The 14,447-nt window shown below is 53.2% G+C and carries 12 protein-coding genes; all 12 read left to right on the top strand.

The features are described 5' to 3' along the window. Position 1: 1 nt before the first annotated feature. Positions 2 to 469 carry a tellurium resistance protein TerW gene (locus NQH49_RS05390; RefSeq protein ID WP_256695873.1) on the top strand — a complete coding sequence of 156 codons (468 nt, stop codon included), beginning with the start codon at positions 2 to 4 and terminating at the stop codon, positions 467 to 469. A 558-nt stretch (positions 470 to 1,027) separates the two neighbouring features. Then, the gene (tssL, locus tag NQH49_RS05385) at positions 1,028 to 1,684 is read left to right on the top strand and encodes a type VI secretion system protein TssL, short form (RefSeq protein WP_256695872.1); all 657 of its coding nucleotides are present in this window, start codon (positions 1,028 to 1,030) and stop codon (positions 1,682 to 1,684) included. 36 nt (positions 1,685 to 1,720) lie between these two features. Beyond that, on the top strand, positions 1,721 to 4,105 hold the full coding sequence (locus tag NQH49_RS05380) for a type VI secretion system Vgr family protein (protein WP_256695871.1): 2,385 nt from the start codon (positions 1,721 to 1,723) through the stop codon (positions 4,103 to 4,105). A gap of 2 nt (positions 4,106 to 4,107) precedes the next feature. Then, a complete protein-coding gene (locus NQH49_RS05375; protein ID WP_256695870.1) occupies positions 4,108 to 4,845 on the top strand; it encodes a toxin Tle1 chaperone Tla1 in 738 nt (245 codons plus the stop codon). Between the two features lie 6 nt (positions 4,846 to 4,851). After that, the gene (locus NQH49_RS05370; protein ID WP_256695869.1) at positions 4,852 to 5,364 is read left to right on the top strand and encodes a Tli1a family immunity protein; all 513 of its coding nucleotides are present in this window, start codon (positions 4,852 to 4,854) and stop codon (positions 5,362 to 5,364) included. Further along, positions 5,349 to 7,658: a Tle1 family T6SS lipase effector gene (locus NQH49_RS05365; RefSeq protein WP_256695868.1), complete on the top strand. Its 2,310-nt coding sequence runs from the start codon at positions 5,349 to 5,351 to the stop codon at positions 7,656 to 7,658. The genes NQH49_RS05370 and NQH49_RS05365 overlap by 16 nt, the downstream gene beginning before the upstream one ends. Next, on the top strand, positions 7,655 to 7,918 hold the full coding sequence (locus tag NQH49_RS05360) for a PAAR domain-containing protein (protein ID WP_256695867.1): 264 nt from the start codon (positions 7,655 to 7,657) through the stop codon (positions 7,916 to 7,918). Before NQH49_RS05365 ends, NQH49_RS05360 begins: the two co-directional genes overlap by 4 nt. Then, positions 7,915 to 9,051: a KPHS_23130 family T6SS system protein gene (locus NQH49_RS05355; RefSeq protein ID WP_256695865.1), complete on the top strand. Its 1,137-nt coding sequence runs from the start codon at positions 7,915 to 7,917 to the stop codon at positions 9,049 to 9,051. The genes NQH49_RS05360 and NQH49_RS05355 overlap by 4 nt, the downstream gene beginning before the upstream one ends. Further along, a complete protein-coding gene (locus tag NQH49_RS05350; protein WP_256695864.1) occupies positions 9,032 to 12,367 on the top strand; it encodes an ImcF-related family protein in 3,336 nt (1,111 codons plus the stop codon). The genes NQH49_RS05355 and NQH49_RS05350 overlap by 20 nt, the downstream gene beginning before the upstream one ends. Continuing rightward, positions 12,364 to 12,885, top strand: a complete 522-nt coding sequence (gene tssJ, locus NQH49_RS05345; RefSeq protein ID WP_256695863.1) for a type VI secretion system lipoprotein TssJ — start codon at positions 12,364 to 12,366, stop codon at positions 12,883 to 12,885. Before NQH49_RS05350 ends, tssJ begins: the two co-directional genes overlap by 4 nt. A gap of 29 nt (positions 12,886 to 12,914) precedes the next feature. After that, positions 12,915 to 13,517 carry a CDP-alcohol phosphatidyltransferase family protein gene (locus NQH49_RS05340; protein ID WP_256695862.1) on the top strand — a complete coding sequence of 201 codons (603 nt, stop codon included), beginning with the start codon at positions 12,915 to 12,917 and terminating at the stop codon, positions 13,515 to 13,517. Then, a complete protein-coding gene (locus tag NQH49_RS05335) occupies positions 13,510 to 14,439 on the top strand; it encodes a phosphatidate cytidylyltransferase (protein WP_256695861.1) in 930 nt (309 codons plus the stop codon). The genes NQH49_RS05340 and NQH49_RS05335 overlap by 8 nt, the downstream gene beginning before the upstream one ends. The last annotated feature ends 8 nt before the right edge of the window (positions 14,440 to 14,447 follow it).

The raw sequence follows: 14,447 nt of genomic DNA, 5'->3' as shown, positions 1-14,447 counted from the left end.
CATGCAACTCAGTACCCGACAGACACGCGTATTTATGCTCGCCTCACTGCTTAGCAGCGGCAAACCGGTCGCATCCAGCCGCATTCTCGCCTCGCTCAACTGTTCAGAACCCACGTTGACGCGCGCACTAAAAGAGCTACGTGAATCCTGGTTTGCGGAGATCAAATACAGCCGCCTTACCCACTGCTACCAATTGACCGAACCCGGCAAACTCGATAAGAAAAGCCTGCGCCATATTAATGAAGCACTCAAACTCAATGCCGAACTGCAACAGAGCGAAACCGTCAGCCGGGTATTTCTGGATAAAGAGAAAAAGAAAGCGGTGTCGTTGTCGTTGCGAATGTCGGTTTTAAGGAAGATTGATCAGGTAGTGCGGTTGAGTGAAACGACGAGGAGCGATGCGGTGGAGATGCTGGTTGAGAGCGGGTTGGATGAGTTGATTGAGAGGTTGATGCTTAAAAAGAACTAATTCAAACGGCAGTAATATTTATCAGTGGTTCAATGGCGTTTATTGCCGCGATGATTTCCAGCTAACTTCAGCGATGCAAACCTACCTCAATCCCTTAAATGATTAATGGACCTCATCGTCCCGGATATTGCCCCCTAACCTCCCAAAACTGTTAACGTAATCACGTTTCATCGATCGTTATTTTCATCATTAGCATTCACATCATCGCACCGCATGATTACTAACACAGAACAGCATCCCTTCGTTATTAATTACAAATAAATCAATACTTAAAATAAAATTCGCAGTAACCGAATCGCGTTAAAGCTCTTTTTTAATATCGAGTGTATAAACTGGTAGAAAATTGGAATCCTGTTTCATAAACTCAAATTGTTAGTTTGATCAACTATCACTCAATGTAATATCATCAGTGCCGTTGATAGTTAGAGACTGCCCTTTTAGGCAGATAGTCCACATTTTCTCAGCCAAGTAAGCAGCGTAAGCAACAGCAATTCCCCGATTGAAATGGTAATTGGGTTAATGGATTAACAATGTTCAGGCGTTACCAGGAAGGTGCCCATGACGTTTTCACAACACAACATCACAGCCAATACTCTCGATGCGCTGATGCAGGATACCTGGCTATTGGCGCTCGCGGTCCGCAATGGGCAATCGATCACAATTGATGATGCGCTCTACCAGCGTTGCTTCAATATGATTCAACAGCTTCAGGATCAACTCACTACAGCGGGAGCACCAGCCTCTCTCTGCGAAGAAATCAAATTTGCGCACTGCGTGTTTCTCGACGAACTGATCATGACCCTTCCGCAAACTGATATCTCTACCTGGTGGAAACGCACACCTTTGCAGGGGCACTTTCTCGGGCACCTCAATGGTGGTGAGCATTTCTACGAACGCATCAAAAAACGACTTCGTGAACCTGCAGCAGCTGAAGCCGCCGTTAGCTGTTACTACAGAATGCTGCATTTTGGGTATGCCGGAAAATACCGAACGGAAGATATTGAGGAGCGCCAGTCGCTGATGCAGCAGCTAAAAGCGCGGTTGCCGCAGCAGATTGGATCTGCCGACTCAGCGGTAATTATCCAGCGTTCAAAATATAAAACATCTTTCTGGAAACGTTCTCCATGGCTTATTCGCAGCGGTGTGCTGGTTGCCATTATTGCCGCCACTTTCATCATGAATGGTCATCTGCAATATCTGTTAGTCAAAGGGTAGGCTTCGGGCAAACAAATTTCAGGAAGGAATCTGTAAATGGGCAAAAAGGATTTTGTTATTACGGGTGGCAAGACGCCGGTATATAACCACTATCAACTGAGCATTCAGACGCTGAAAAATCAGCGTCCCGACATCCTGTTATCGGTGCTGCGCTTTAGCGGTGAAGAGGCATTGAATTCGCCGTGGAAGTACAGCATTGAACTCACCAGCGCTACACGCGATATTCCCGCTGATATTCTGATTAACAGCACTGCTCAGCTATTGTTTTATCCTGATGGCCAACCCTGGCAGTCAGTAGAACCGCGCATTTTGCGCGGTGTAGTGACCGCTTTCCAGCAGTGCGAATCCTCTGCTGACCAAACACGTTATGTGGTCACGCTGGAATCGCGCCTTGCGCTGCTAAAAAACAGCCTGACCTATGCCGTTTACCAGCATAAAAGCGTACCGGGTGCGGTAGAGGATATCCTCAAACGCTGGGAATATTCCTCGCTGGATTATCACTTTCGCCTAAATACTCAGTATCCAATTCGCGATTTCTATATCTCATATGCCGAGAGCGATCTCGCCTTTATTGAGCGTCATCTGTCGCGCATTGGTGTCTTTTATTACTTCACCTGGGATGAAGAAAATCATCGCGATGTGCTGGTACTGGGTGACAGCGCGCAGGCCTATGGTGCTGAGCAAAGCATCGTCTTTCGCCATCCGTCAGGGTTATTTGATGGCGGCCAGGAATCACTCTGGGATATTTCAGTCAATCGCCAATCCGTTGCAGCTAGCACACGGCTCAACGATGAGAATTACTGCAATGCACAAAATGACATGCAGGCGCGGGCGGAAACCGATCCTGATAAACCTGCGCTTACGGGAGAGCTGTATCGCTACGGTGAAAACTATCAGTCGCTGGGCAAGGAGTACCAGGCTCTGCCTGAACAGGGACAATGGTTTGCCAAACGCCGTCAGGAACGCCTGATAACCGAGCAGGTCACTTTCGACGGTATGAGCAACGGCATGGATATCCGTCCGGGCATGGTGATCTCGCCACAGGGTAAAGCGTGGCCGGATGCGCCGGATGGCCTGCTGGTGGTCTCTACCTCATCAAACCGTATTTCGCGCGATACCGCCTATGTAATTCGCTTTACCGCCGTGCCCGTTAGCCCGCAAAGCACTTATCGCCCACCATTGAAAAGCTGGCCGCACATTGCAGGCACGCTGCTGGCTCGCGTCACCAGCCCGGTAGAAAATGCGCAATATGCAGAACTTGATGAACATGGCCGCTATCGGGTGCGTTTTCAGTTCGATCTGAACGAGTCCTGGCAGTCTGGTTTTGAAAGCGTACCGGTGCGGCTGGCGAAACCCTATGCAGGCAATGTCTACGGCTGGCACTTTCCGCTGATAGCCGGAACACAGGTGATGATTGCCTTCACCAACGGCGATCCTGACAGACCTTATATTCTGTGCTCGGTACATGACTCTCGCCATGAAGACCATGTCAATCTCTATAACTATCAACGCAATGTGCTGAGAACTCCGGCGAATAACAAACTCCGATTTGAGGATCGCCGTGGATATGAGCATGTCAAACTGTCGACGGAATTTGGCGGTAAGAGTCAGCTCTCACTCGGCCACATTGTCGACAGTTCTCGTAGCAAGCGCGGCGAAGGATTTGAACTGCGCACCGACAGCACCGGAACGCTGCGAGCCGGTAAGGGCCTGTTCCTGACGGCGGATGCGCAGACCACTGCGGCCGGGCCGGTACTGGAAATGACATCTGCAGTAAGCCTGGTCAAAGGTGCGATCAGCCAGATGAGCGACTGGCAGTCGATCACTCAGTCTCACCATAACCTCCAGCCTGATGCCACGCATCTCAGGGCTTATCTGGCCGCCGTCGACCAGCTCACATCCCCTGCCATGTTGCTGAGTGCACCGGAAGGGATTGGCGTTGTCAGCCCCAAAAGTATCCTGCTCAACTCAGGCAGTACTCTGCATCTGCAAAGCCAGACGGAAACCAGCATTGCCAGCGGCAAACGCATTCAGGTCAACGCCAGCCAGGCGATTTCTTTGTTGTCACAACAGGAAGGGATTCGCATGGTATCGGGGCAAGGCCCACTGACGGTGGAATCGCACGGCGATACCCTGGGACTGACGGCGATGAAAGATATCAGCGTGCAAACCGTTCAGGGAGAACTGCGTCTAACCGCGAAAAACGGCATTGTGCTGGGTTGCGGCGGCGCAACCATCAGGATTACGCCGCAGGGTGATATCCAAATTCATTCACCGGGTAAAACCAGCATCCGTGGCATCCATGCCTGGAATTCTCCTGCCAGTGAAGAAACAGCGCTGCCAGATTTGCCTAAATCCGTGTGCAAAGAGTGCCTGAAAAAGGCGCAGGAAGCCGCGCTGGCTTTCGCGCCAAGGGGATAGCGATGACGGACATGAATAATGGATGGTTGAAACAGGCCACCGCGCTTTGCGCAACTGCCGGTCAGGATTATCTCGATGTGCTGGTTGATCAGGCGGGCACAGCACAGCCGCTGCAGCAGGCACTGAACCAGATTAACCCGCCGTTACGCTGGTTTGAGCTGTTTGAAAATACGCCGGAAGCGGCAACGCCAGAGTATTCACCGCTGGTGATGCGATTGCATTTTAACGTCAGCAGCCACCAGCGCTGGCTGGAACAGCTGATTGAGCACTTTTCCACGACGCCGCGTTTGACCTTGCTGATATCGCCACTGGCATTCGACCTGCTGAGTAGCCATTTGCAGGCTCTTTCACAGGTTCACTGGGAAGAACAAACCGGCTTACTGCGCTACTACGATAATCGCGTATTTCCCTCGTTACTTGAGCATGTCCTGACGCCAGAGCAGCAGGCGGCATTCACTGATATTGCGCTGTTCTGGAGCTGGCGGAATCGTGATGACGAGATGGTGTGGAAAACCGGAACCTGGAACCCGGGCCGACATCTTGCTGATGCCCCGGAAATGAATCGTGTAAGCGATGCGCAGGTTGAGCTGATGGGATGTATCAGTGATGCCGAGATGTTGATGAAGGAGCAGGCAACTTCAACTCTTTCGCGAGAAGCACATTTTACAGATTGTTTGGCAATTGCAATGCGGGCAAGCAAGTCTGGCTACGTTGGTGATTTGGCTGATTTTAGGGATTGAAACGTCATGAAAAAAATTGCGGTTAGTTGCTCACTACTGATTTTATTGATGATGGCTGGTTGCTCGCAGGCAAACAGTGATGATGGCTATACAGCTGGCGAGCTTCGTGCAGTCAACCATGTCGAGGGACAAGGTATAAATGGTTTTTCAGTGAATGGATATCACGTTCCAGGTTTAGGCGGGGGATATTGCTGCATCATGCTTCCTGAAAAATGGACGCCTGATTTTAAAGTTCGGGTTGATTGGGAAGTTGATCCTCATACTGCACCATCACCACCCAGTTATAAAGATTGGGACAATTATTTAGTTTGGGAGAAACAACTTAAAAGCAGTTTTAAGCAACATAACGCCATCGTTAATATTCCGCAGTATGGCAAGGAACGCTGTGGACTAACTGTGCACTTTTTGCCCTGCAATAAGGTTAAGGTGACAACCGCATGCTCTGGATACGGTACATCTGGCTATCCGATTAAAGAGACTATTAACATGAAGGAGCCTGCGACATGTCCCGTGAAATGAGTTTAGCACTGCCATGTTTTGCACCACCGCAGTTCCCTGACAGTGGTCGTTTGTCGCTTAGGGAAGCGCAAGTTAATGCCAATTATAAAAAGCAGATTCAAGAAGAAATTGATTATCGAGCCACCCTTGGCGAAGAAACTGGGAAGAAAGGCGTCGTCCCTTGCTGTAGAAGCCTACATATCAGTTTATTTTTCGATGGCACGGGAAATAATGAAGAGAACGATACGCGTGTAGCTAAACCAACGCATCCGACCAATATCGCAAAGTTGTATCATGCGACATATCAAAATGCTGATGGTGAAGGCTATTTTCGTTATTACATTCCTGGTGTTGGCACGCCATTCCCAAAAATTGGCGAAATGGATTACAGCAACGATGGTCTGGCTTTCGCCGCAGGTGGAGAGGATCGAATTAACTGGGCGTTGCTGAGATTAGTGGATGCGTTGACTTATGCCGGTACTAAAGGGGCTAAACGCCTTGATGATGGCCTGGCTAAAGGAATGCTGCCCAATATGCAGGCTCGCGGAGCTTTTTCAGGGGAAGTGAATCGACGTAATGCGATTAACCCCTTGTTTAAGGCGTTAGAAGGCCAGGCAGCGCAAACCCAGCAGCCTCATCTTCTGGGCATAAAGTTGTTTATCTACGGTTTTTCTCGCGGAGCTGCTGAAGCACGAACCTTTGTTAATTGGTTAACCCAGTTACCCGACCCCAGGTTTAAAAACGATCCTCTGAAACTTGCTGGTTTACCGATCAGTATTGAGTTTCTGGGATTACTGGATACGGTGGCGTCTGTTGGGGCTGCTCATATTATGCCGGGTGCTGCAGGTCATATGGGCTGGGCGGATAATAGCCAGCAATTACCTGATGAGCGTAAATTCCCTGGATTGATTAAGTGTTGCCGACATTTCGTTGCCGCACACGAACAGCGCTTATGCTTCCCTCTTGACTCAGTTCGCCGCCCTGATGGCAGTTACCCGGCCAATACTCAGGAGGTCATTTATCCTGGGATGCACTCAGATGTTGGCGGCGGTTATCCTCTAGGGGATCAGGGAAAGTCATGCAATGGCACGGGTGAAATTCTATCGCAAATCGTTCTTCACGATATGTATGCTGCGGCATTCGAGTCCGGCGCTCCATTGCTGGTACACCCCTCATCAATAACTTTAATAATTAAAGACATATCTCCATCACGCGTTATGTCTGGTGATTCGGTTACTGAGTTTGCTGTTGCACCTATATTAACCAAACGCTTCAACATCTGGCGTCAAACCCTGCTCAACACCACCCTGCAAGGCAGCGAAGAGGCTGGAGATACATCGGAAGGTTATCGCGCCTATCAACTTTCTCAGACACTTGAAAGCGCGCTGATCGATCAGATTGGCTGGATCACTGCCTGGCGCATTGGCCGCTACGCTCACGGCAGCATGCTTCCTCAGGGCGATAAGTTTGCCAACAGTTTCTTTAACAAAGCACCTCAGCTAACTCCTGAAGGGCTTAAAAAAGAAGCGGAAGATCATAAAGCAGCGGTAAAAGCGCTTAACTTACGACGAGCAGAGGCCAAAAAGAGCCGCTTGCCGCTGGACGAAAGTTTACAGGGCAAACCCGATCTTGATCCGACTAACGCCCAATATCAACTCCGTGAAGCTGCGCGTGAATTCCAACACGACTATAAGCTGTGGCGGCGAGACATTAATGGTGGCTTGATAGATAAAACTGCGCAGATCGTTCTGGATGTGATCCCCAAGCACGCCATCTTCCTGATCAACGGTGACGATGAAGACGCGGAATACGCGCAGATGAAAGCCGATGGCAATCGTCGTTATCCGCAATTGTTTATCGATAAACTGGGCACCGGCATTCGTACTCAACCGCGTGCTGACTTGTTAGCCCTTTACGATGAACAAATTCACGATTCCCGCGCCTGGTTTATGCAAAGTGCACTGGGGGGACGTGAACCCTGGGGCGGTTATTTCCGCTATCGCATGCTTTACTGCGGCAATCAGACCAATAAGAACCTCCGTTTGATTTCCGTCGAAGGCAAAGTAATCAATGCCGCGCCAACCTCCAGTAACGTCATCTATTTTATCGAGCCGAAAACCGCTTATAACAATGTGACTTATAAAGTGAAGGATATGGCGACCGGTGTCGTTCAAACACTCACTCCACCAGAGGCAACCACCCAACCAGGCGCTGCAGTTGCCCTGGCTCGCACCAGTGTGATTAGCGAACAGCACCAGGCCATGATGACCTCTGCCGTCGATATGCTGAAATCATCGGGAGCGCGAGTGGTATGACACTTAAAAAGCTGGTGCGCGTGGGCGATACGCTCAAACCTTACGGTGGTGAAGTGCTCAGCGGGAGCTTTGACGCGTTTGGCAAGCCGGTGGCCTGCGTCAATGACAAAGCGAAATGCGGCGAGCACGGCATGACCACCATTATTCAGGGAGCAACCAACAGCACCGTAAACGGTAAAGCGGTGGCGCTGGATGGGCATAAGTGCGCCTGCGGTTGCACGCTGGTCAGTTCCCTGCCGGATATGGATGTTTGCGGATGAAACAACCGCCGGTTTATGCCGATTACGCCACCATTTACCCGGCCCGCTGGCAGCGCTGGTGGGTGGCGCTGCCCGTGCTGCTGTTTATATCGGCGATGACCACCATTTTGTTGTGGCCGGAGGGAAAGCCGACTCGTTCGCCGCTTTTCTGGTTCTGCACGCTGGTCTTGCCGCTGCTGTGCTGGTTGCTGGCGGTGACGCTGCGCTGGCTGATCTGGCTGCAATCCACCGATAACAGCCAGACGTACTATGCAGAAACCTCACTGGCGCTGGATGCGTGGTGGCGAAAACGCAGCCACGCGTTGCCGGTAGAAGCTGTGTTGCTGGTGACGCCAGCCGGAGAAGACGCATCCGAACATCTGGCGCTGTTGTCGCACCCAGCAGACGCCCCGCAACCGGACATCAACGCAGAAGGTTACGCTCAGTTGCGTTGCCCACGGGTGCTGAACAGCGCGCGCAGTCGTCCTGTCATGCTGGCGACTTATCTCGCCAATCGCCTGGTGCCGCATGTGCGTCAGTCAGGTGAAACACGCACGATCACGCATCTCTGTTGGCTGGGTGATGACCCAAGTCTGCTCGCCTTTCGCGAAACGCTGCTGGCAGCGGGCATGACGTTGCCAGAGGAAACTATTCGACTCAGTGCAATTGATGGCGCAGATAGCGTTATCGATCTCTTCGCCACTACTGCTCCGGCTTTGCTGCTGTGTGCCGGAAGCGGCGAAGGATTGTCTGATTGCACTCCGGTTGCCGGGGAAGCCGCCTTTGCCTGGCTCTGCTCGGCGCAGGGGACTGCGCTGATGCATCGCTCGGAGCGCTGGCAGCCGGCGTTGGGTGAAACGGCCACTTTGGCCGTCGCACAGCTTTCCCGTTATGCCGGATTAAGTGATACGCCGGATACGGTGATCGCAGCGGATGCCCCCGCCATGGAAGCGTTACTGGATGGCGGTTGGTCCGCGCTGGATCACGTACTTGCCCCGTGGCTCGGCCATGCCGGGCAAATAACACCGTTTACGTTACGATCGCTGGCGCTGCTCTCAGCGCTCAACGGCCACCCCTGCGGCTGGATCGCCGCAGAAATGGAATCTCAATACATTACAGGAGTTTGTATTCCCCGTGGAAACCTCCCGCACTAATCCCCGGCACTCGTTGTTCTGGCTGGTTTGTGGCTATTTGCTTGCTGTAACCCTGTTGGTGCTGACTGGCGCAGGGCTCTATTACTTCGCAGGCAGCAGCATTGACCTGCCGGAGGCTCTGCCGCGCCAGATTGCTTTCTGGTCATTGATGGTCTGGCTGGCGCTGGTGTGGTTCTGTCCACTGTTTATTCTCGCCTGGCGCGGGCTTATTCGACTTAACGCGCGTGAAGCAACCGGCGCAGTAGGTTTACAGAAACAGCGTCCTGCAGAAAATCAGTGGGTGCAGGACATTATTACCCAGATGCGCTACCAGTACCGGTGGCACTGGCGCAGCCGGGTACGCATCCTGCTGGTGGTCGGCGATGAGCATCTGGTTGAACAGAGTATCCCTGGCCTGACAACTCAGCACTGGCTTGAGGGGCATAACACCTTGCTGCTCTGGCACGGCAACCCGCAGGAAGATCCGCTACCCTCGCAGCTACGTGCGCTGCGTAAAATTCGCTGCCAGCTGGCAGATGCGGTGGTCTGGGTAGTGAACGCAGAAGCGGAAATGACTCAGGATGTGCTGGATACCACGGCTCGCCAGATGCAGAAGCGTTACAGCCTGTTGGGCCAGGATATCCCGCTGTGGCTGTGGGAGATTCACGCGCCCTCTCTGCATAGCGCCACCGCGCAGGGGATCGGATTTACCATCGCGCAAGGTGACAGTGCGGACGATTACCGTCAGTCGCTGGATGAGCTTGAGCACCAGTTGGTTGAACGCGGCATGCTGCAGACTGAGCGTAATTGCCAGCATAGTTTCTTACTGGAACTGGCGCACACGCTGCGCAGCGGTGGATCTGCTCGCCTGACACAAACCTTGTCGCAGCTCTCCGCAGGTGCAAGGGCGCTGCCGCTGGCTGGCGTGGTACTCAGCCAGCCGGAGACCACCGGAAGCGCTTCATTGCGTCATGCGTGGCAGCCGGGAAAAGCCTGGCTGGATTTATTAGCGCTACGCTGGCGCAGGCCGGTCACCAACGGTGCTTCATGGCGGAAAACGTTGCTGAGGATATGCTCCTGCCTGCTGATGATGTGGATGGCCTGCCTGGTGTTTTCCTGGGTTACCAATATTCGCCTTATACAGGCAGATCAGCAGCTTGCCGCCGCCGCAACAGATTCCCGTCAGCCGCTGCAGCAGCAACTTTTCGCCTTGCGCGAGCTGCAAAAAGAGATCGAGCGTCTGCAGCATCGTCAGCAATATGGTGCGCCCTGGTATATGCGTTTTGGCCTCAGCCAGAATGACGAACTGTTGGATTCTCTGTGGCAACAATGGCAGCAGGCGGCAATGCCGCTGCTGCGTAATGCATCCGTCAAGCGCCTGACTACGCTGATGAGCGGCTGGCGTAACCTGCCGCCCGACAGTCCGCTGCGCGCCGATGATGCTAAAAGCATGTATGACTTGCTGAAGGCGTACCTGATGCTGGTGCATCCCGAACAATCCGATCCGGCGTTTTTCAGCACTACGCTAATGAAGATCTGGCAACTGCGTGATGGCATTCAGGACGCCAGCTGGCGCAACAATGGCGGCGCTATGCTGGTCTTTATGATGACGAATCTGCCTGCGCACCCAGAGTGGCAGTTACAACCGGATATGCGACTGGTCAGCAGTATGCGCTCAGCGCTACTGCGTCAGATTGGTGCCAGCAATGCGGAGACCTCGCGCTATCAAAAGCTCATTGAGCAGGTGTCCCGTGATTATGCTGATATGACGCTCAGTGAGATGGTCAGCGGCAGCGACAGCAGCAGGTTGTTCAATACCAATGAAACCGTACCCGGCGTTTTTACCCGCAAAGCGTGGGAAGAAGCCGTACAACCGGCGATTGAGCAAGCAGCGAAAGTGCGTCGCGATGAAATCGACTGGGTGCTGAGTGATAACAAAACGGCCAGCAATAATGATGTCTCTCCGGAAACGCTGCAAGCGCGGCTGACAGATCGCTATTTCTCCGATTACGCCGGAGCCTGGCTGAAATTCCTCAAAAACCTGCAATGGCAGCGGGCGGAGAGCCTGTCGGAATCGATTGAACAGTTAACCCTGCTGGCCGATATACGCCAGTCACCTTTGATTGCGCTGATGAATACGCTGAATGTGCAGGGCCGGACGGGGCAAACAGGCGGCGATTTAACCGATTCGCTGGTGAGCTCTGCAAAGAATTTGCTCAGCAGTGACAAAACCCAGGCCATCGCCAGACCACAAGGTGCACGTGGCCCAATGGATGACGCCTTTGGACCTTTGCTGGCGCTGACCGATACCGGCGCCGCGGCTAAAGATAGCCTCAGCCTGCCAACATTCCTGACGCGTGTCACCCGTGTTCGTCTGCGACTGCAGCAGGTAACCAACGCGCCGGATCCGCAGGCCATGATGCAGTCGTTAGCACTGACGGTGTTTCAGGGCAAAGCCGTTGATCTCGCTGAGACCCGCGATTACGGCAGTTTGATTGCTGCCAGCCTCGGACAGGAGTGGAGCGGATTTGGTCAGGCGATATTTGTCGAGCCGATGGTGCAGGCGTGGGAGCAGGTGCTCAGCCCCACCGCTGAGAGCATCAACAGCCAGTGGCAGAACGATGTTGTAACGCCATGGGATCAATCGTTTGCCGACCGCTACCCGTTTGCTAACCGACAAAGCGACGTCTCCTTACCGCATTTAGCGCAGTTTATGCGTACCGACACCGGGCGTATCGCGCAGTTCGTCAACAGTCGCCTCGGTGGCCTGCTGCGGCTCGAAGGCGATCGCTGGGTGCCGGATGCCATGAACAGCCAGGGACTGACGTTCGATCCTGCTTTTCTCAGCGCGCTGAATAAACTGACGCACATCGCGAACACCGCATTTGTCCGGGGAGATGTGGAGCTGCATTTCCAGATGATGGCAAAACCTTCCCGCGACGTAGTGGAATCTGAGCTGACGGTGGATCGCCAGAAGCTGCAATATTTTAACCAGGAAGAGAGCTGGCAAACGCTGAACTGGCCTGACAATCGCTGGCAGCCACAAACCACGCTGACCTGGCGCAGCACCCATACCGGAACCCGCATTTATGCCGATCACCCGGGAAGCTGGGGCCTGATCCGCCTGCTGGATAAAGCCCGCATCACCGATCTGGGCAGCAACATTTATCGTGTTCTCTGGCCGACGCCGGACGGGCTGGCATTGAACTATCAGATTCGCACGGAACTCGGTAGCGGCCCGCTGGCGCTACTCGAACTGCGTGGCTTCCGCCTGCCTGCGCGGATATTTATTTCCGCAACGCAGAATGAAGATGCGTATCAGGGAGGCGAACAATGAGGGTTCGTTTCGCCCATGTATTGCTGATTTGCCTCGCGGCAACGTTGCTGAGCAGCTGTGGCGCGTGGCAAAAAACCAAACAGGGCACAGCAAGCATTGCTGATGCCGTGTTTTATCGCCAGGTCAACACCCTGCACCTGACCTTCACTGCGCGTACAGCGATCAATCAGGACGACGCCCAGCAGTCGATGCCCTTGCGTCTGAATATTTTGCAACTCAGCACACGTCAACGTTTCGATGACGCCGAATACAGCAGCCTGCTGGCACAGCCAGATCGGGTGCTGAAAGAGAGTCTGGTGGCGCAGCGGCAGCTCAGCGTCATGCCGGGACAAAGCGTCAGTCTGGATATGCCAATGGAGAAGCAGGCGCAGTATGTCGCGGTCGTGGGCCTGTTCCGCCAACCGGACAGAGAGCGCGGCACATGGAAACGGGTGTTGAGCCGTGAGGAGCTTGATCCGGATTCACCACGCACGATTGAAGTAAGGGATAACACCCTGAATTTGGAATTATTGAAGTAACTATTCAATTAAACGGCAGGAGCCACAAAGTGACGCTATACGAAATAAAACCGAAGTTTCAGAATTTATTAAGACCGCTGGTCGTCAGGTTACATGCGCAGGGTATCACTGCGAACCAGGTAACGTTGTTTGCCATGCTCACCTCTGTGGTATTGGGCGCATTGTTGATGTGTTTCCCCGACCCACGCTTTTTTATCACCCTGCCCGTTTTCCTGTTTTTCCGCATGGCGTTAAACGCCATTGATGGCATGTTAGCCAGGGAATTCAATCAGCAAACCACCCTTGGGGCGATCCTCAACGAGGTGGGTGACATTATCTCCGATGCCGCACTCTACCTCGCTTTTGCCTTTGTTACAGGCATCTCTCACTGGTTGGTTGTGCTGGTCGTGCTACTTTCCTGGCTGAGCGAATTTTGCGGTGTGATGTGCCAGACGCTGAACGGCATCCGTAGCTACCGTGGTCCGTTGGGCAAAAGTGACCGCGCATTTATCTTTGGTGCTCTTGGCCTGGTGATTGCGCTGTGGCCGCAGTCTGTCGGCTACGCTGACGCAGTGTTTGTCCTTGCCGCCCTGTTGCTGTGTTGGACCAGCCTGAATCGCTGCCGCAATGCGATGGAGGCGAAAAATGGCTGATTCCAGACACGTGCTTTATTACTGCCTGGGCGGTATCTTCGGCGTTCTCGTTCTGGCAACGCTGATTATTTTTGTGCTGAGAAAGTGCCGCCCACAACGCAACTGGGTGGAATTGCAGCAGCGCGTTAATAGCTGGTGGGTCATTATCTGCCTGTTCTCGTTAGCAATGCTGTCGCCGAAGTGGCTGGCGCTAACCTTTTTCGGCTTCATCAGCTTCCTGTCGTTAAAAGAGTATCTGACGCTAGCACCCACGCGGCGTTCTGACAGCATGCCGCTGCTGTGGATGTATGCCGCAATCCCGGTGCAATATCTCTGGACCGGCATGGCCTGGTACGGCATGTTCATCATTTTTATCCCGGTTTACGTCTTCCTTTTCCTGCCGGCTCGCATGGTGATTGCCGGTGATACCAAAGGTTTTCTGCACTCTGCGTCGGTGATGCACTGGGGCATGATGACCACCGTGTTCGCTCTGAGTCACGTTGCCTACCTGATGACTTTACCCGGTGCTGATGCCAGCGCCGGTGCGCTGCTGGTATTCTTCCTCGTTGCGCTGACTGAGCTGAATGATATTGCCCAGTATCTGTGGGGAAAATCGCTGGGCAGGATTCGCGTGACGCCTAAAGTCAGCCCGAATAAGACGCTGGCCGGTCTGCTGGGTGGCATCTTTACCACCATGTTGCTGGCTGTGATTCTTGGACCACTGCTGACACCGATGAGTTATCTCCACTCGCTGGGTGCAGGGTTGATTATTGGTGCAAGCGGCTTTTGCGGCGATGTGGTGATGTCGGCGATCAAGCGTGACTTTGGTGTGAAGGATTCCGGCAAATTGCTGCCCGGACACGGTGGCATTTTGGATCGACTCGATTCACTCATCTACACCGCGCCGCTGTTCTTCCACTTCTATTACTACTTCTACGTGTAGGAGGCGCA

Source organism: Pantoea trifolii, assembly GCF_024506435.1.
Classification (GTDB): Bacteria; Pseudomonadota; Gammaproteobacteria; order Enterobacterales; family Enterobacteriaceae; genus Pantoea; species Pantoea trifolii.
The sequence above is the reverse complement of the archived record's forward strand: the minus strand, read 5'-3'. Positions and strand labels throughout refer to the sequence as shown.